This is a genomic window from Aurantibacillus circumpalustris (genome assembly GCF_029625215.1).
Classification (GTDB): domain Bacteria; phylum Bacteroidota; class Bacteroidia; order B-17B0; family Aurantibacillaceae; genus Aurantibacillus; species Aurantibacillus circumpalustris.
The window spans coordinates 532533-550104 of the sequence record NZ_CP121197.1 but is presented as its reverse complement, the minus strand read 5'-3'; the positions used below and the strand labels follow the sequence as shown (position 1 = coordinate 550104).

Sequence of the window (17572 nt, the reverse complement as noted above, 5' to 3'; positions counted from 1 at the left end):
GAATCAAAAGGTTATGTTGGATAGTGATTTGGCTGAATTATATGGTGTAGAAACAAAACATCTTAAACGACAAGTAAATAGAAATATTGATCGATTTCCAGAAGATTTTATGTTTGTACTAACAGAAATTGAGCACGAAAATTTGAGGCGCCAATTTGGCACCTCAAGTTGGGGTGGGTTGAGGTATTTGCCAATGGTATTTAATGAGTGTGGAATTCTTATGTTGTCCAGCGTTCTTAATAGTAAACAAGCTATTTCTGTAAACATTGAAATCATGAGAATTTTTGCTAAAATTAGACAAGCCTCAATTGATAATACTGAGCTAAGATTAGCCATTGAAGAGATTTGGCAAAAGACAGAGAATAATACCAAGAACATCGAAATTGTTTTTAGCTATTTTGATGATTTGCTGAATGAAAATGAGAAAGTAAAACCACGAAAAGCTATCGGTTATACGACTCCCGATAAACGAGCTTTGTAGTTTTTCAACTATCAAAATCTTTTTTGAATACTACAATTCGTGGCAAGCATTTTTTTACATCTCCATTAATTTTAGGGTATGAAGACCCAAAATGAAATTAGTTTTCCTGAGGACATAATAATGAATAAAATATACTTTATTCGCAATCAAAAAGTTATGTTGGATCGCGATCTAGCGGAGTTATACGGTGTGGAAACGAAAGTTTTAAAGCAATCTGGAAAGAGAAATGTAAAACGTTTTCCAGAAGATTTTATGTTTGAAATGTCAGAAAGTGAACTGCAAAATTGGAGGTCACAATTTGTGACCTCCAATTCTGATAAAATGGGGTTACGACATCAGCCCTTTTGCTTCACTGAACAGGGAGTAGCTATGTTATCTTCGGTTTTAAAGAGTGATAAAGCGATTTCAGTGAATATTCAAATCATGCGCATTTTTACAAAAATCCGCCAATCTCTTATGGATAACACGGAATTACGCCTAGCTATTGAAGAGATTCGACAAAAGACGGAGAATAACACAAAGAACATCGAAATCGTATTTAGTTATTTTGATGATTTGTTAGACAAAAAAGAAAATCCTCAGACAAGAGAACGCATAGACTATAAATTAGAGAAAAATTAAGGTAAAAGTTATGCAAAAAGAAGTTCTTGTAAAAACTATATTAAATAAAGCAAAAAAACGTGACGCCTGGTTTTTGGACGATTACCGCGTAAACCTCTACAGTAGTTGCTCGTTTAATTGTTTGTACTGTTACATCCGTGGAAGTAAATATGGCACAAATTTAGAAAACAATTTGTCGATTAAAATAAACGCACTTGAATTACTAGATAAACAATTAAGCTTGCGGGCGAAAAAAGGTCAGTACGGATTTATTGTTATGTCTTCCGCTACAGATCCTTATTTACATATCGAAAAGAAGTACGAACACACACGAGAAGCCTTAAAAATTATTGCAAAACATAAATTTCCTGTACACATGATTACTAAATCTCCTTTAATAGAACGTGATTTTGATTTGCTTCATTACATAAATAAAAACGCACATGTTCCTTTTGATTTAAAAGAGAAATTAAAAGGTGTGATCATTTCTTTTTCATTCTCAACTTTAAATGATAAAGTGGCTGAGATATTTGAACCTGGTGCACCAAGACCAAAGGAAAGATTAGTAGGATTAAAAAATGCTATTTCAGAAAAGTTTCACAGCGGAGTAAGTATGATGCCATTATTACCATTTATTTCAGACACGAAGGAACATTTAGATTTATTGTTTTCTACGTTTAGGAGTTCGGGTGCAAAGTACATGATGCCTTCTACCATTACTTTATTTGGAAACGAAAAAGCGGATAGTAAAACGCTTGTGTTAAATGCGATTAGAAAACACTTTCCGGAATTGGAAAACAAGTACTTGAATTATTTTAGATACAGTAATGAGTTACCTGAGTTTTATAGAAAAGCATTTTATATAAAGATGAAAGAGATGAGTGCTACCTATGGAATTAAAGATAGAATTATTTAAATGCATTATTACATAAATCCTAATTCCAATTGTGCCACTTCACTCATCATTTCTTTTTCCCAAGGTGGTTCAAAAGTGAGTTTCAATGAAGCCGATTTAATGTCCTGAACTAATTTCAATTTGTTTTCCACTTCTGCTGGTAAGCTTTCTGCAACAGGACAATTGGGCGACGTCAAGGTCATGACAATTTTGAGATTGTTTTCATCATCCAGATTTAATTCGTAAATCAAACCAAGCTCCCAAATATCTACAGGAATTTCCGGATCGAAACAGGTTTTAATTTCGTCGATAACCCGTTGCATTAATTCTGTATTTTTCGTTATAATAATTGCGCTCATGCTGAAATTTGGTTTAAAAGTCGTTCAAATAAATGAGGTTCAAAGTTGTTCAAGTTGTGGTTCAAAATTGTTTAAATGTTTCGGTTTGTTCAATGTGGTTTAAGAATGTTTAAATGGTTCAAAGTTCAAAGCGAACAAGCTTTAAATTACGTATACTTAGCGCCTTTAAAATCTGATTTTTTAAGGTAGCTTATTAAATTACTTAGTTTTACAGATACTGTTCTACATTCGTTGAAAAACTTCTCAAAAACCTTTTCGTCAATCAATCCTCTTCGTTTGCTTCTATGAAACCGTGACCGTAATTCTCCACAAGATCCTTTCGCGATAAATAGAAACTGAATAAATTCTTTGTTTCCCCCTCTTTCAAAACCTTCAGCAATATTGTCGGCAATTGATCCAGCAGATCTTAACATTTGATCTTTAAGCGAGTTAGAGTAGTTGATCTTTCCATTAATTACAAGGTCGTAAACTTTAGCATCCAAATCTGCTGCTAGTTGCCAACATTCTAGTTCTTCAAAAACCTTTGCCATTTTACATTTTCGCTTTAAACAATTTTTGACCTATACTTAAACTATATTTGAACTCTTTTCAAAGCTTCTTGTTTCATTTTATTAATCATACTTACCAAGCCGTTTGCACGGGTTGGACTCAAATGTTCTTTCAAACCAATTTTATCCACAAAGGTCATATTCGCCTTTACGATGTCTTCAGGCTTTTGATCTGATAAGACACGAATCATTAAAGCAATCATACCTTTAGTAATAATAGCATCACTATCTGCAGTAAAAACAATTTTATCATTTTTTTGTTCTGCATTTAACCAAACCTGACTTTGACAACCCTTAATAATTCTGTCTTCTGTTTTTAATTCAGGATTAATAAGAGGTAATGATTTTCCTAGGTCGATAAGGTGTTCGTATTTCGATTCCCAATCGTCGCCAAAGAATTCAAACTCTTCTACTATTTCGTTTTCAATTTCTGTTATTGTCATTAGTCATTAGTCGAAGGTCATTAGTCAAAAGTCGTAGTTAGTTGTAGAACGTACATCGTTATTATTCTTTTTTTAAATAGTTGATTAATCCGCTAATTAATTTTCCTATTTCATCAATTTTTTCAGCTAGCACATTAAGTGTATCTTCATTAATGTAATCAACATCAAGCGCGACGTATAAATGCGATTTTGTTTCTGACAGAGACCCCTTTGAAATGTTTAAAAATCTGGCGAATTCTTTATCGCCTCTTCTATCAAATCCTTCCGCGATGTTTGCCATAACAGACACCGCTGACCTTCTTACTTGATCTTTTAAAGAAAAGTCTTTTTCAAATTTGCCTTTGTTAGATAAAAGATAAATCTCTTTCGTGAGCAATCTTGCTTTTTGCCAAGCGACTATTTCTTCAAATTTTTTAAATGACCCCATTTTTTTTAATTCAATCGACTTAATTCTTACAACTCATGACTTACGACTTAGTTTAACATTGTAATTACTTTTTTCAACTTTTCTATAAAAAAATCTATTTCTTCTTTTGTGTTATAAACGGCGAAAGATATCCTTACGGTTCCTTGTATTCCTAAAACATTCATTAGTGGCTGCGTACAGTGATGTCCTGTTCTTACCGCAATACCATATTTATCTAGCAGTGTTCCTACGTCAAATGGATGTTGTCCTTTTATGTTAAAAGAAATAACACCTGCTTTGTGATCATTTTCTCCGTATATAACTACTTCGGGAATTTGTTTTAATTGTTTTTGGGCGTGTTGAACTAATTCTTCTTCATGCTCAAAAATAGTTTGCATTCCAATTTCATCAACAAATTTTATAGCTTCCGCAAACGCTATTGCGCCCGAAATATTTGGTGTGCCTGGCTCATAGCGAAGAGCGCCTTCTGCATAAACTGTTTTTTCGAAAGAAACTGTTTTAATAGTTCCACCTCCTGAACGGGCGACGGGTAAATCTCTCAACCATTTTTCAGATAGATATAAAATGCCTACTCCGGTTGGACCATAAATTTTATGAGCGCTGCACGTATAAAAATCTACATCAAGCTTTTGTAAATCAACGGTCATGTGCGGCGCAGATTGAGCGCCATCAATCAAAATGGGAACGTGAAATTTTGCAGCAGCAGCTTTTATTTTTTCCAAATCACTTATTAGGCCAAGTGTATTCGATACATGAGCAAGTGCAATTAATTTAGTTTTTGGACTAAGCAATTTTTCAAAAGCTTCGTAATCCAGACTTTGATTTTCTTTAAGGGGAATTACTTTTAAAGTTCCTTCATTTGCTTGCGCCCACAATTGCCATGGCAAGATATTTGAATGGTGCTCGTAAGTGGATAAAATTATTTCGTCTCCATTTTGTAAATGTTTTTTTGCTAATGATTCTGCTACAATATTTATAGAGTCTGTTGTTCCAGCAGTGAAAATTACTTGTTGATCGTTTTTTACATGAAAATGTGAAGCAATTGTTTTACGTGCTTGTTCAAATTGATCCGTCGCTAAGCGACTCAATGTATGCACGCCACGGTGAATGTTTGAATTTGTTGTTTTGTAAAATTCAGAAATGTTTTCAATTACACGCAATGGTTTTTGTGTGGTAGCACCATTATCAAAATAGATAAGAGGTGCTCCATTTACTTTCTGAGTAAGGATGGGAAACTGTTCGCGTATTTTTTTGGTATCAATCAATTAAATTTCGTTTTCGAATAATTGTGTTATTTTTTCTCTTAAACTATCTACTTCAATTTTGTTAATCACTTCTAAAGCAAATGAACCAAGTAATAATTTTCTGGCGCTTTCTTTTCCAATACCACGAGCATTTAAATAGAACATAGCGCTTTCGTCAATTTTACCTGTAGATGTTCCATGTGAACATTTTACATCGTCAGCATAAATTTCTAATTGCGGCTTAGTATTGATAGTAGCGTCATCACTTAGTAGAATGTTTTTGCTACTTTGATAAGCGTTTGTTTTTTGAGCGTCTTTTCTTACAAATATTTTTCCATTAAATACACCAGTACTCTTGTCGTTGATAATACCTTTGTATAATTCATTGCTTTCACAATGTGGAACCTGATGATCCATTAAAGTGTGGTTATCCACTAACTGCGTTCCCTTCGATGAGAATAACCCGTTTAAATGTGCTTCCGAATTTTCACCAGAAAGAACAACGTTGTGATTATTTCTTACTAATTGTCCGCTTAAAGTAACAGTTGTGTTATCATAGTGAGCTGAGCGTTCAACTTTCACTTGATTAGTGTTCACTGAAAAACCTTGTGCGCCTTCGTTTTGAAATAAGGTGCAATTAAGTTTTGCGTTTTGCGCTACAAATTTTTCACTTAAGTAATTTGTAAATACTTTGCCTTTGCCAATCACAATTTGTTCTTCGATAATAAGTGCCTCTGAATTTTCTTCTAGTTCAATAAGATTTCGTGTATTCACAATGGCTTCTGATTCAGACGAAGCGATGTACAAAATATGAATTGGAATTCTAAGCGCAGTACCTTTCTCAACTTTCAAGTGAAAGCCATTTGAGCTAAACACAGTATTTAAAGCAATAAAAGCATCAGTTTCTACATTTGTAGAAGAAGAAATAAGTTTTTTAGCATTTGCATCCAAATTAGATAGTGCAGCAATGTGTAAGCCTTTAAGGATGATTTTATCGCTTAGCGTTTCAGAATAAGTTCCATTAACAACAACAAGCGTTACAGTATCCTGAAGTTTGTATTGATTGATATCAGTCGGACTAATAAATTTCTGCTCTACATTTCTGAATTCTTTTTTAAGAATTGCATCCATGTTACAGTATTTATAGTCTTCGTTTTTATGAGTCGGAATTCCGGTGTTTTCAAGATACATCAAAGCTTTTGTAAGCGTTGAATTATCTATAAACCCAACTTTAGAAGCACTTGAAGAAATCTTCTCTATAATATTTTGTGCTGTATGTGATTTTTCTGCGATCATTTGTTCTCCCTTTTTTTGACATTAATTTCACGAAGTGACACTAATTTTTAAGTGTCGATTTGTGCAATTTGCGTAATTCGTGTCTTATTTATGCTGATTCTATTTCGAATTGTTTTTTAATTTCGTCATAACCTTTAGCCTCTAATTCAAGCGCTAATTCTTTACCACCTGATTTTACGATTTTACCGTTGTACAAAATGTGAACAAAGTCCGGCACGATATAATCTAAAAGTCTTTGGTAGTGTGTAATAACAATAAATGCTTTTTTATCGCTCTTCAAAGTGTTCACACCTTTAGCGACAATTTTTAAAGCGTCAATATCTAATCCACTGTCCGTTTCATCTAAAATAGCTAAGCTTGGATCCAGCATAGCCATTTGAAAGATTTCGTTTCTCTTTTTTTCGCCACCGCTAAATCCTTCATTAACACTGCGGTTTGCAAGTTTGCCATCTAATTCAACTAACTTTTGTTTTTCTTTTACAAGTGCTAAAAAGTCTTTAGCTGGAATTGCATCCAATCCTTTGTATTCACGAATCTCGTTTAAAGCTGTTTTTAAAAAATTAATATTGCTCACACCTGGAATTTCTACCGGATATTGAAACGCTAAGAACAATCCCTCACGTGCGCGATCTTCTGCTGGCATATCTAAAAGATCTTTTCCATTAAATCTTACTTCACCTTCGGTTACATCGTAATCTTCACGACCTGCTAGTACAGCTGATAAAGTCGATTTACCCGATCCGTTTGGGCCCATAATGGCATGTACTTCACCAGCCTTTACTTCTAAATTAATTCCTTTTAAAATTTCTTTTCCATCAACAGATGCATGGAGATTTTTAATTGTGATCATTTTGTTTTTTTATTTATTGAAGTCTTGTGACTTCTTTTGTTAGTTAATTTGAAAATTGTAATTGTATACGTTTACTGATAGTTTATTTAAAAGAAAGGCTTGCTGTTTTATGTTCCATATATATACAGAAAGTTTATCTTTTGGTTTAAAATCTGCCGTAATATTTGCAGTGTAATTATATTCTCTTTCATCACAGCAGTCAATAGCAGGCGTTTCGTTTAGCTTAAATTGTGTGTACGATTTCCCTTCGTGCGTTTCTCCATCTTCTAGGGCAACGCAAAGTAAGGCGTCTTTGCTGGCGTTTAAGAATAGTTCTTGTCGTTTACAATTAATTTTTAATTGAATACGGCGTGAATGAAATCCAATGCTATCAAAATGAAGTGTTGGGCCGTACTCTTTTTGCGAAAAATTAAAAGCTTCGTTGATGGGAATTTCAGAAGTTAAAACTACTTCTTGTTTTTTAGAAGAGTAGGGGGTAAGTTCGTTACTTCCACCTAAAACGTTTTGATACTCTGAGCTGGTTTTTAAAAAAATGTATTTCCATTTATTAAAAGTCATGCCTGCGCGTAATAAAATGTTGCGATTGGCTTGATAGGAATAAATTAAATTTACGAAGAGAAGAAGGGTTGAGATAAAAACAATAGAATTATAAATCAAAGTTTTTCCTAAAAAGTGAGTAAACAGCTTAGCGCCAATAAAAGAAAAAAGTGCATAATAGTCTACTAACACCCGGATTCCAAATCCATCAAAATAGTTATAAGCCCAATAGCTTGCAAAGAAATAAAACAAACCAAGGAGAAAAAGTGAGGTCGAAATAAAAGAAAATTTATTTTCCCGAAATAAAAAAATAAGTCCGAGTAAAAACAAAAAGCAAATAGGTGAATAAATAAAAAACCCACCATCGAAACCAAAGAGCATTTTTAAAATTTGAGGATTCAACCAATAAAAACCGTCTGCTTTATAAGTGTTGTGAAAAAAACTTTTACTCTGAATAAACCATACTAGGCTTTGAACGAGGACAATACTTATGGCTAGCAGAGATGCTTTGTAGAATGCTTTATTCTTAAATAAATCACGAAAGAACTGTTTACATTCTTCAAAACTTTTAAACCACATAAAAATGGTAAGTAGAATTAAAATGTTGTTGGGTCTAACCAAAACAATTAACCCTAAAATTAGAAATGCGCTCAATAAATTTTTGTTTTCTCTTTGTAAAACAAATTTTGAACTGTGATAAAGGAAAATAGAAATAAGACTAAAAGAATATACGTGCGACAATCCTGCTTCGGACAAAGTATAATTTAAAAGATTCGTACCAAAAAACACAAGTAGAATAATGATGGAGCTTGTTTTGTCACCGATGTTATGAAGTTGAAATAGTTTTCGAATATAAACCAATCCAATGACAGCATATACCAAAGCGCCTATTGCAACCAGTAGTTGAAATGGAAAACTAAAACCATCCATTGGAAAATTAAAAACTCCAGCCAATAAACTTGCAATTGCAAAGAAAGGCAATAACAAAACTGAAACACCAATAGGATGCACATTAATTGTTCCGCTATTTGTTTTTAGCAAGAACCAATCGTTGCCAGTTTGAGAAGTGAAATCGTGTGTGATAAAAATAGAAACTAGTCCCGAGTAATAATCTTTTGCATCGCCACCCATAAAGTCTAGTGGATAGTCGGTATAGTTCCATTTATAGAACCAACTTATACCAACAGATAAAACAACGGTTAAGAAAATGGAATAGTTAGAAAATTTATATTTTACGGTATCAACTAACATTTATTCTATCCTACACTTCCCTCCAAACTTACAGCCAATAATTTTTGCGCTTCAACAGCAAACTCCATCGGTAGTTTATTTAGAACTTCTTTGCAATAACCGTTAACTATTAACGCAATAGATTTTTCCATATCAATACCACGCTGTTTGCAATAAAACAATTGGTCTTCACCAATTTTACTTGTTGTTGCTTCGTGTTCTACAGTGGCAGTTTTGTCTTTTATTTCAATGTATGGAAATGTATGAGCTCCACATTTGTCTCCCATTAATAAACTATCGCATTGAGAAAAATTTCTTGCATTGGTAGCGCCTTTACGCACTTGCACTAATCCACGGTAACTGTTATTACTAAAACCTGCGCTAATACCTTTAGAGATAATTGTACTCCGAGTGTTTTTCCCAATGTGAATCATTTTTGTTCCAGTGTCCGCTTCTTGTTTGTTGTTTGTTACAGCAACAGAATAGAATTCTCCAACACTGTTATTTCCTTTTAAAATAACAGAAGGATATTTCCATGTAATCGCAGAGCCTGTTTCTACTTGAGTCCAGCTAATTTTAGAATTGTCTTCCAAACAAATGCCACGCTTTGTAACGAAATTAAAAATACCACCTTTACCGTCTTTATCACCAGGATACCAGTTTTGAACGGTGCTGTATTTTACTTCTGCATCTTTATGTGCAATAATTTCAACAATAGCAGCGTGTAATTGATTTTCGTCACGCACTGGTGCAGTGCAGCCTTCCAAGTAAGATACATAACTTCCTTCGTCGGCAACAATCAGTGTTCTTTCAAACTGACCAGTACCTTTTGCATTAATTCTAAAGTAAGTCGACAATTCCATTGGGCAACGAACACCTTTAGGAATGTAACAAAATGAACCGTCGCTGAATACTGCTGAGTTTAGAGCTGCGTAATAGTTATCTGTATAAGGCACAACCATGCCCATGTATTTTTTAATCAAGTCAGGAAATTCCTGAACGGCTTCGCTAAACGAACAAAAAAGAATTCCTTTTTCAGAAAGCGTTTCACGAAATGTTGTTTTTACGGAAACGCTATCAAATACTGCATCAACAGCAATGTTTGATTCAACACCGCTTAAACGTTTTTGTTCTTCGAGTGAAATACCAAGTTTTTCAAATGTCCTCAAAAGTTCAGGATCTACTTCATCTAAGCTTTTTAATTGCGGCATTTGTTTTGGTGCCGAATAATAAATGATATCGTTGAAATCTATTTTCGGATAAGTCAGATGTGCCCAGTTATCAGGCGCCTTCATAGTTAACCAATGACGGTAAGCTTTTAAGCGAAATTCAAGTAACCATTCTGGTTCGTTTTTCTTTTTGCTCAATGCACGTACTACGTCTTCGTTTAAACCTGGTGCAAAAGTATCCGTCTCAACTTCTGTTGTAAAACCGTATTTGTATTCGCTATTTATGTGTTCTTCAAGAACCTCGTTTTGTTCTGCCATTTTTTTTAGACACGAATTTCACAAATGACACAAAGCTATGTGGTGAAATAACGTGGTTTAAATTTTAGTTTATAAATAAATTTGAATAAGAATTTGTGTTAAACGCTAAAACTCTCACCGCAACCACAGGTGCGTGAAGCATTTGGATTGTTGAAGACAAAGCCTTTTCCGTTTAGTCCACCCGTATATTCTAATTCAGTTCCTACCAGATAAAGAAAACTCTTTCTGTCAACCACAACTTTAATTCCTTTATCCTCAAACATTTGATCACCTTCTTTTAGGTTATGATCAAACTCTAATTTGTAAGACAAGCCAGAGCAACCACCACCGTCAACACCCACACGAATAAACGTACCTTCGGGATGATTTTCTTTAGCGATTAAATCGATGGCATGATTTTTTGCATTTTCACTCACAGTTATCATAACTATTTGTTTTTTAATGAATTATAACCTATAATTAATTAGACTAAATCTAATTAGACTACAAAAATACCATAAATAAGGTATATAGGCAAATAAAAACTGTTTGTGTGCTATGGATCAAACCTTAATTAACAAATGTCTGCATTTTAAGAAATCTTTGGTCTTATACAGGGTGTATTTTGAGGAAATTGTTTCTTAATTAAAAAGTGATCTCTTTGTCAAGAAGATCACTTTTTAATGTGTTTTAAATGATTAGGAAATTTACAACACTTCTAACCTAAACACCTTCGAAGTTTTTCGGTCTTCTTTTAAGCGGTCAACAACTAAATTTCTGTCAACTGTTTCAAAACTTCTTGGACGTAACTTAACTTTTTCTTTTTTAGTATCGAAAACAGATTGTTTTGTCATTTGTCCAGATCCATCAATTTTAACGCAGGTTAAAAAACCACCTTTCCCGGCAGCATGCAAGGCGGGCATTTCGTTTAACCCCAGTTTTGCATTCTTGGCATTATCAAGGTAAAAGAAATAAGTGTTCCCTTTAGCTGAGTGTGAAAAGAAACCTAAGTCATCATCTTTTTTGCCTTTTTGGTATTTAGGAATTTTCTGACACCATTCTGTTTTACCATTCTTGTTTGCTTTCAGTACAAGAATGTTATCATAATAATAAGTATAAGATGTTGTTGTTGATCCATTACTACTGGTGCTAGTATGCACCACAACATAATATTCCTCTCCAATAATAGTTATACCACCTTCTGAATCAAAAATAACTTTTCTAAATCTGAGATTGGAAGCTTCTAAATCATCCTTTTTATCTCTTCTATCCATTTTACGTTTTGTTCTCTCACTCTCATAAGCTTGCAAAACTTCTTTTGGAAATTCACAATAGGTCGTATTTAATTTTTTAAATGCACTTTTTTCATCAAGCTCAATGCGCGTAATATAAGCACCATCAATACCGCCGCCAGATCCGTTAGAATAATAACCCGTAATAATAATATTTCCGAGAAGGTCTTCTGAAAGTATAGAAGTATTTACAAATTTATTATCGAGACTGAACTTAATAGATTCCATGGTATTGGTTTTTTGATTAACGCGCATTAGATCATAACGGTAAAGCCCCTTGTTTTCTTTTTTTTCACCGTCAATGGAATTGTTTAACGCTACATTTGCCAATAAATAAATATTACCCTTTGAATCTATTTCATTTCCAAGAATGTCCATATCAGCTTCTGTATAAGGCATTTCTATTTCGTGTGAATACAACGTTTTCATTTGGCTATCATATAAATTAAAACCAATCACGTCTTTATTAATTTTGTCTCTTCTTTCTTTTGGTTTCAAGCGACAAGTCATCATCATCATGGCGCTATCGTTCGAATAATAAAAACGGTATTTATCATAACCCATTTGACTGGCTAATTTTCCAGACTCGCTTAGTTTAATTGGTTTTTCGCCCAATTTAAAAGCTTGTTTATCCAGTGGGAGAGCCCATAGTTGTTCTTTTTCTTCGCTGCGTTTCCATGTTGAATACAACCAGAAAAAATCATTTTTTACACAAAAAAGACCTTCGTTGCTGTAACCATCTTGTTTAATTCGAACAATTTCTTGTTTTTTTATTTTGTTAAACTTCTCGTCAAAAATCTGAAAGACCATACCTTCTTCATGGCGATAATAAGTTTGCGCAAAAATATTTTTATCGAATTGATAAAAACCCATATCCACATGCTTTTTTATGGTTGGGAATTCTTGACTAAAGCTGTACTTAACAATTTGGGAATAGCTTAAGTGACCGAAGAATAGTGATGTCAAGAAGAACGGAAGGACAAATTTTTTTTTCATAGAGGTGCAAGGTTTTTTTATAAGTTGCGCAATATAATTAATTATATGTAATTGCAAATCCTAAAATGTGAAATTAAAACAACAACAAATTATAAGAAATTTATTGAAAAAAAGATGATGAATTGAATTAGACTAGAATTCGCTTTTAAGATGAAACTGAATATCAGGAAATTTTTCTTGAGCCATTTGCAAAAGCCAAGGACTTTCAGCTAAAAACACGGGACGCTCTTCTTTATCGAAAGCAATGTGAGCATTCCTGTCTTGCATAAACGCATCTAGTTTTTTCTTATCAGTACTGCTTATCCAAAGAGCTTTGTATAAGTTAATCTGATCAAAACTTGCACTTGCGTTGTATTCTGATTTTAAGCGATGTTGAATTACTTCAAATTGTAATGCTCCAACTGTTCCAATAACTTTTCTTCCATCTACTTTTTTAGTGAAAAGTTGTGCGACACCTTCATCCGTTAATTGTTCTAATCCTTTTTGAAGCTGTTTTGTTTTCATTGGATCCATATTGGTTACATAACGAAACAACTCAGGTGAAAAACTCGGAATCCCTTTAAATTGAAAGCTTGCTCCTTCTGTTAGTGAATCACCAATTTTAAAATTTCCGGCATCATACAAACCAATTACATCACCAGGAAAAGCTTCATCGATAACGGATTTCTGTTGCGCCATAAAAGCAGTAGGATTACTAAAACGTAATTCCTTTTTTTCGCGCACATTAAAATAATATTTATTTCTTTCAAATTTTCCTGAGCAAATCCTTAAAAAAGCAATACGGTCGCGGTGTTTCGGATCGAGGTTAGCGTGAATTTTAAAAATAAAGCCGCTAAACTTAGGGTTTTCAGGAGCAATTATTCCATTGTCAGTATCTCTTTCCTTAGGAAAGGGTGCAATCTCAACAAAACAATCTAACAATTCGTGAATACCAAAATTGTTAACCGCGCTTCCAAAAAATACTGGACTAATTTGACCATCAAGATATTTTTGAACGTTTAATTCATCGTACACACCGTCAATTAAATCAACATCTTCGCGCAGTTGGGTTGCGAAATCGGAGCCAACACGTTTGTCAATTAATGGATCATTGATATCTTTAATTGTAATGGTTTCTCCTAAAGTGGTTTTATTATCTCCCTCAAATAAATTAAGAGAACTCTGTGTAAGATTATACACACCTTTAAACGACTTACCAATACCAATTGGCCATGTCATTGGGCGAACTTTTATTTTAAGTTCTTTTTCAATTTCGTCTAAAAGATCAAAAGCATTTTGTCCTTCACGATCGAGTTTATTGATAAAAACAATTACAGGAGTATTACGCATGCGACATACTTCCAATAATTTTCTGGTTTGAGGTTCAACACCTTTTACACAATCAATCACCATGATAACGCTATCTACAGCGCTAAGTGTACGATAGGTATCTTCTGCAAAATCTTCGTGTCCCGGTGTATCAAGAATATTTACCTTATAATTTTTGTAATCAAAAGCCATTACAGAAGTTGAAACCGAGATACCACGTTGTTTCTCAATTTCCATAAAATCGGAAGTAGTAGACTTTTTAATCTTATTAGATTTTACAGCTCCTGCGGTTTGAATAGCTCCACCAAAAAGAAGCAGTTTTTCTGTCAGGGTTGTTTTTCCAGCATCTGGATGGGCAATGATCGCAAAAGTTCTACGGCGCTTTATTTCTTCAGTAAATGTCATTTTTAAAATTGTGGCCGCAAAGATAGTTAATTCAGCCACGAATTGCACAAATTAACACGAATTGCTTTGGAAACACTGCTATAATAAAGCCACAAATTTCGAGAAAACAGGCCAACTGCTTGTAAGAAATGTCGTAAAGAATCATTAACGACAACAATGCCATAGCTCCTATATTTGTAAATAGGGATAAAAATCCCGGAATTATAAATCGGAAAAACGAGGCAGATTTAATATCAAAATAACCCTAAAACAAGTCTAAATTGGGCTAAAAATGGTTCATAACATTGTCCAGTACTTTTTTTGTAGTACATTTTGTTTTCTTAAATTAAATTTTATATTTGCTTCGTACCAACCTTCTGGCTCTTATAAGCGCTACTACAAATAAGTGCTTGGGTTATTAATATTAATATAGAGAAATACAATGAAGTTTTTTTACAGTCTCATATTCCTCGCGCTTACCCTTACACTTTCTGCTCAAACAAAGCCAGCGTCCTATAAAGATTATTTTTTAGAGGGATCTTATCAACTCTTAGAAGGAGATGAAATTAAAGCTGAACAAAATTTTGAGTTGGCTTACCTTTTAGATTCAACATCATCAAACATTAATTATATGGTTGGTGTTTGTTACCTCGAAAACCCTCTTAAAAAAACTAAAGCAGAAGCCTACCTTGCTGAAGCGGTTAAGCATGTGTCTATAAATTACAAAACAGACGATGCTTCGGAAAAAGACGCACCGCCACTTGCACATTATTTTTATGGAGAAGCCCTGCACGTCAATTATAAATTTGACGAAGCATTAGCGTCGTATGAAAAGTTTCGGCAATTTGTTGATCCAAAAGACAAAGAGTTTTTAAAAATGTTGGAAAAAGGAATTTCCACAGCTAAGTTAGCCAAGGAAACAGCTGATCGCCCGCTAAATGTGCTTGTTACAAATTTAGGTGATAGTATCAATAGTCCTTTTCCAGAGTATAGCGCAGTATTAAGTGCCGACGAACGGATGATTATTTATACCACCAAGCGAAACACAACCACCGGCGGGATGAAAACAGAAAATGGTTATTATTTTGAAGATATAGTTGTTTCGTATAAAGATGATAATGGCATTTGGGGTAGGCCAACGGGCTTAAGTCATAATGTAAATACATTCGGCCATGAGGCTTCTATTAATCTAACACCAGATGGTCAAACGTTGATAGTTTACCGTAACGATGGAAACAGTAAGAACCCTGAAGGAGATGGTAATATTTATTATACCACGTTTGATGGAAAAGACTGGAGTTTTTTAAAGGAATTCGGATCCGATGTGAATACCCCCTTTCAAGAATCACATGCCTGTTTGAGTGCAGACGGAAACGTTTTATTTTTCTCATCCGAAAGACCTGGAGGTTTTGGTGGAAAAGACATTTATCGCTGTATTAAACTTCCAAACCAAAAATGGAGTAAGGCCTTAAATATGGGACCGATTATAAATACCGAATTTGATGAAGATGGTGGATTTATTCATCCTGACGGACAAACTTTTTTCTTTGCATCTAACGGACCAAAATCAATTGGAGGTTATGACATTATGTTTGCAACATTAAATACTGAGGAAAATAGATTCACAAATGTTACAAATATTGGTTATCCAATTAATACAACAGAGGACGATCTTTTTTATGTAACCTCTCCTGATGGAAAGCGCGGCTATTTTTCTTCTGCAAAGCCTGGTGGTTATGGCGATAAGGATATTTATATGATTTCTATGGCCGAAGCTAAGGAAACTTTTTTAGCCTTATTTAAAGGACAACTAATTCCTGCAGAGGGTGAGTCCTTACCAGACAATATCCAAATTATTGTTACCGATAAACAAACCAACGAAATTATTGGAACCTATCGCCCTAAACTTGTAAATGGAACTTTTTCAACTATCTTACCTCCTGGCAAAGAGTATAATTTTTCTTATCAGATTGAAACAGGAGAGGAATTTTATAATGAGGATGTTTTTGTAAGCAACGATGTTTCCTACCAAGAAATAAAACGTGAAGTATCGCTTGAACCAGTTAGGTTGGTTGGAAAAGTAAAAGTTAGTTCAAAATCAATTGTCTTAAATACAATTATTTTAAAGGATAGTAGAAATAAAAAGCCGATACCTGCAGCTATAGTCACACTCATGGAGAAGGATGGTGCTACTCAAATATTTAACGCGAATGAAGAAGGTAAATACGATGGTATAATATTACAGCCTGAAAAAGTTTACACCATATTTGTTGAGGCAGAAAGTAAAAAGTCAGCAACCATTGAAATTACAACGGTTGGAATTAAGTCAGCAAAAATAATCAATCAAGTAATTTATTTAGATGGCAAAGCAGAGAAATTTACGTCTAAAGAACTGCTTCTTGATATTAGTGTAAAGCATCCTAAAAGCAAGAAACCCGCACCAAATGCAAACATCTCTCTTACAGATGCTGATGGTGTAAAGTATGAAACAGTTACCGATGCAAAAGGAAGTGTTAAGGGCATTGAACTCACGCCAAAAACTAAATATTTCGTAGTAGCTTATAAGGATGGATTTATTTCAGAAGTGGAAACGTTTTCTACTGGCGCAATTTCTGAAGGCAAAACGTATACGAAAGAATTATTTGTAGCTTTTGAGGACTCTGTTCCACCAACAAGTGTTGCAACAAAAACTGCAGTTTCACACACTTCCGAAACGATAAAAGTTCTTCCGGCAACTGACTATGAATTTTATTATAAGTATGGACGGAAAGTTATAAATGAAAGCGACGAGACTTGGATTAACTTTATTGAAAACATTGTTGAATTAACGAAAAAGAGACCGGTAGTAGCCATCACAATTAAATCAAGTGCGTCGCGAGTGCCATCGCGTGCTAGGGGAGGTAATCCAGCATTAGCCTCAGTGCGAGGTAAAAATCTTGAAATATTAATTCGCACTTCTCTTGAGGCAAAGGGTATTGATAAAACAAAAATTAAATTTGTTAGAACATCATCCGTTGGTGGGCCTAAGTACCGTGGTGATTGGAAAGTTGGACGTAAAAAATACGAGAAATACCAGTACGTAAAAGCAAGAGCGAAGTAAAGATCAGTTGACAGTATTTAGTAAGCAGTTCTATACCTTTGCCTCTTCCAATGAATCGGAACGAGTACTAAGTGAAATATTGCAGGACACTACTTATAAATTCTTTGAAATCAGCT

Annotated in this window: 16 protein-coding genes; 4 read left to right on the top strand and 12 right to left on the bottom strand. The window is 34.1% G+C overall.

Annotated elements, in window-relative coordinates:
- Window positions 1-13 precede the first annotated feature (13 nt).
- The 3 genes from P2086_RS02210 to P2086_RS02200 all read left to right on the top strand — a co-directional run bounded on the left by P2086_RS02210 (window position 14) and on the right by P2086_RS02200 (window position 1997).
- Window positions 14-481: an ORF6N domain-containing protein gene (locus P2086_RS02210; RefSeq protein WP_396127449.1), complete on the top strand. Its 468-nt coding sequence runs from the start codon at window positions 14-16 to the stop codon at window positions 479-481.
- Window positions 482-559: 78 nt separating this feature from the next.
- The gene (locus tag P2086_RS02205; protein ID WP_317898798.1) at window positions 560-1102 is read left to right on the top strand and encodes an ORF6N domain-containing protein; all 543 of its coding nucleotides are present in this window, start codon (window positions 560-562) and stop codon (window positions 1100-1102) included.
- A 10-nt stretch (window positions 1103-1112) separates the two neighbouring features.
- Entirely contained in the window at window positions 1113-1997 is an 885-nt protein-coding gene (locus tag P2086_RS02200; protein WP_317898797.1) for an SPL family radical SAM protein, read from the top strand.
- An 8-nt stretch (window positions 1998-2005) separates the two neighbouring features.
- Here the strand turns inward: P2086_RS02200 and P2086_RS02195 are convergent, their stop codons facing one another.
- The 12 genes from P2086_RS02195 to P2086_RS02140 all read right to left on the bottom strand — a co-directional run bounded on the left by P2086_RS02195 (window position 2006) and on the right by P2086_RS02140 (window position 14377).
- The gene (locus P2086_RS02195) at window positions 2006-2335 is read right to left on the bottom strand and encodes an iron-sulfur cluster assembly protein (RefSeq protein ID WP_317898796.1); all 330 of its coding nucleotides are present in this window, start codon (window positions 2333-2335) and stop codon (window positions 2006-2008) included.
- Between the two features lie 146 nt (window positions 2336-2481).
- Window positions 2482-2865 carry a four helix bundle protein gene (locus P2086_RS02190; protein ID WP_317898795.1) on the bottom strand — a complete coding sequence of 128 codons (384 nt, stop codon included), beginning with the start codon at window positions 2863-2865 and terminating at the stop codon, window positions 2482-2484.
- 41 nt (window positions 2866-2906) lie between these two features.
- Entirely contained in the window at window positions 2907-3326 is a 420-nt protein-coding gene (locus tag P2086_RS02185; RefSeq protein ID WP_317898794.1) for a SufE family protein, read from the bottom strand.
- A gap of 61 nt (window positions 3327-3387) precedes the next feature.
- A complete protein-coding gene (locus P2086_RS02180) occupies window positions 3388-3753 on the bottom strand; it encodes a four helix bundle protein (RefSeq protein ID WP_317898793.1) in 366 nt (121 codons plus the stop codon).
- A gap of 47 nt (window positions 3754-3800) precedes the next feature.
- Window positions 3801-5018: an aminotransferase class V-fold PLP-dependent enzyme gene (locus tag P2086_RS02175; protein ID WP_317898792.1), complete on the bottom strand. Its 1218-nt coding sequence runs from the start codon at window positions 5016-5018 to the stop codon at window positions 3801-3803.
- Window positions 5019-6293, bottom strand: a complete 1275-nt coding sequence (gene sufD / locus P2086_RS02170; protein ID WP_317898791.1) for a Fe-S cluster assembly protein SufD — start codon at window positions 6291-6293, stop codon at window positions 5019-5021.
- Between the two features lie 88 nt (window positions 6294-6381).
- Window positions 6382-7143 carry a Fe-S cluster assembly ATPase SufC gene (gene sufC, locus P2086_RS02165; protein WP_317898790.1) on the bottom strand — a complete coding sequence of 254 codons (762 nt, stop codon included), beginning with the start codon at window positions 7141-7143 and terminating at the stop codon, window positions 6382-6384.
- Between the two features lie 39 nt (window positions 7144-7182).
- Window positions 7183-8931: a hypothetical protein gene (locus P2086_RS02160; protein WP_317898789.1), complete on the bottom strand. Its 1749-nt coding sequence runs from the start codon at window positions 8929-8931 to the stop codon at window positions 7183-7185.
- 5 nt (window positions 8932-8936) lie between these two features.
- The gene (sufB, locus tag P2086_RS02155; protein WP_317898788.1) at window positions 8937-10397 is read right to left on the bottom strand and encodes a Fe-S cluster assembly protein SufB; all 1461 of its coding nucleotides are present in this window, start codon (window positions 10395-10397) and stop codon (window positions 8937-8939) included.
- Between the two features lie 98 nt (window positions 10398-10495).
- Window positions 10496-10822, bottom strand: coding sequence for a HesB/IscA family protein (locus P2086_RS02150; protein WP_317898787.1), 327 nt, complete (start codon window positions 10820-10822; stop codon window positions 10496-10498).
- Window positions 10823-11083: 261 nt separating this feature from the next.
- Window positions 11084-12664, bottom strand: a complete 1581-nt coding sequence (locus tag P2086_RS02145) for a hypothetical protein (protein WP_317898786.1) — start codon at window positions 12662-12664, stop codon at window positions 11084-11086.
- A 132-nt stretch (window positions 12665-12796) separates the two neighbouring features.
- Entirely contained in the window at window positions 12797-14377 is a 1581-nt protein-coding gene (locus tag P2086_RS02140; protein ID WP_317898785.1) for a peptide chain release factor 3, read from the bottom strand.
- Window positions 14378-14798: 421 nt separating this feature from the next.
- Here P2086_RS02140 and P2086_RS02135 point away from each other — a divergent pair, with 421 nt between their 5' ends.
- On the top strand, window positions 14799-17456 hold the full coding sequence (locus tag P2086_RS02135; protein WP_317898784.1) for a hypothetical protein: 2658 nt from the start codon (window positions 14799-14801) through the stop codon (window positions 17454-17456).
- Window positions 17457-17572 lie beyond the last annotated feature (116 nt).

Excerpts from the sequence above, each read along its gene's own strand:
- P2086_RS02210 (WP_396127449.1), top strand. The coding sequence starts at position 14 with ATGTTGGATAGTGATTTGGCTGAATTATATGGTGTAGAAACAAAACAT.
- P2086_RS02205 (WP_317898798.1), top strand. The coding sequence starts at position 560 with ATGAAGACCCAAAATGAAATTAGTTTTCCTGAGGACATAATAATGAAT.
- P2086_RS02200 (WP_317898797.1), top strand. The coding sequence starts at position 1,113 with ATGCAAAAAGAAGTTCTTGTAAAAACTATATTAAATAAAGCAAAAAAA.
- P2086_RS02195 (WP_317898796.1), bottom strand. The coding sequence starts at position 2,335 with ATGAGCGCAATTATTATAACGAAAAATACAGAATTAATGCAACGGGTT.
- P2086_RS02190 (WP_317898795.1), bottom strand. The coding sequence starts at position 2,865 with ATGGCAAAGGTTTTTGAAGAACTAGAATGTTGGCAACTAGCAGCAGAT.
- P2086_RS02185 (WP_317898794.1), bottom strand. The coding sequence starts at position 3,326 with ATGACAATAACAGAAATTGAAAACGAAATAGTAGAAGAGTTTGAATTC.
- P2086_RS02180 (WP_317898793.1), bottom strand. The coding sequence starts at position 3,753 with ATGGGGTCATTTAAAAAATTTGAAGAAATAGTCGCTTGGCAAAAAGCA.
- sufD (WP_317898791.1), bottom strand. The coding sequence starts at position 6,293 with ATGATCGCAGAAAAATCACATACAGCACAAAATATTATAGAGAAGATT.
- sufC (WP_317898790.1), bottom strand. The coding sequence starts at position 7,143 with ATGATCACAATTAAAAATCTCCATGCATCTGTTGATGGAAAAGAAATT.
- P2086_RS02160 (WP_317898789.1), bottom strand. The coding sequence starts at position 8,931 with ATGTTAGTTGATACCGTAAAATATAAATTTTCTAACTATTCCATTTTC.
- sufB (WP_317898788.1), bottom strand. The coding sequence starts at position 10,397 with ATGGCAGAACAAAACGAGGTTCTTGAAGAACACATAAATAGCGAATAC.
- P2086_RS02150 (WP_317898787.1), bottom strand. The coding sequence starts at position 10,822 with ATGATAACTGTGAGTGAAAATGCAAAAAATCATGCCATCGATTTAATC.
- P2086_RS02145 (WP_317898786.1), bottom strand. The coding sequence starts at position 12,664 with ATGAAAAAAAAATTTGTCCTTCCGTTCTTCTTGACATCACTATTCTTC.
- P2086_RS02140 (WP_317898785.1), bottom strand. The coding sequence starts at position 14,377 with ATGACATTTACTGAAGAAATAAAGCGCCGTAGAACTTTTGCGATCATT.
- P2086_RS02135 (WP_317898784.1), top strand. The coding sequence starts at position 14,799 with ATGAAGTTTTTTTACAGTCTCATATTCCTCGCGCTTACCCTTACACTT.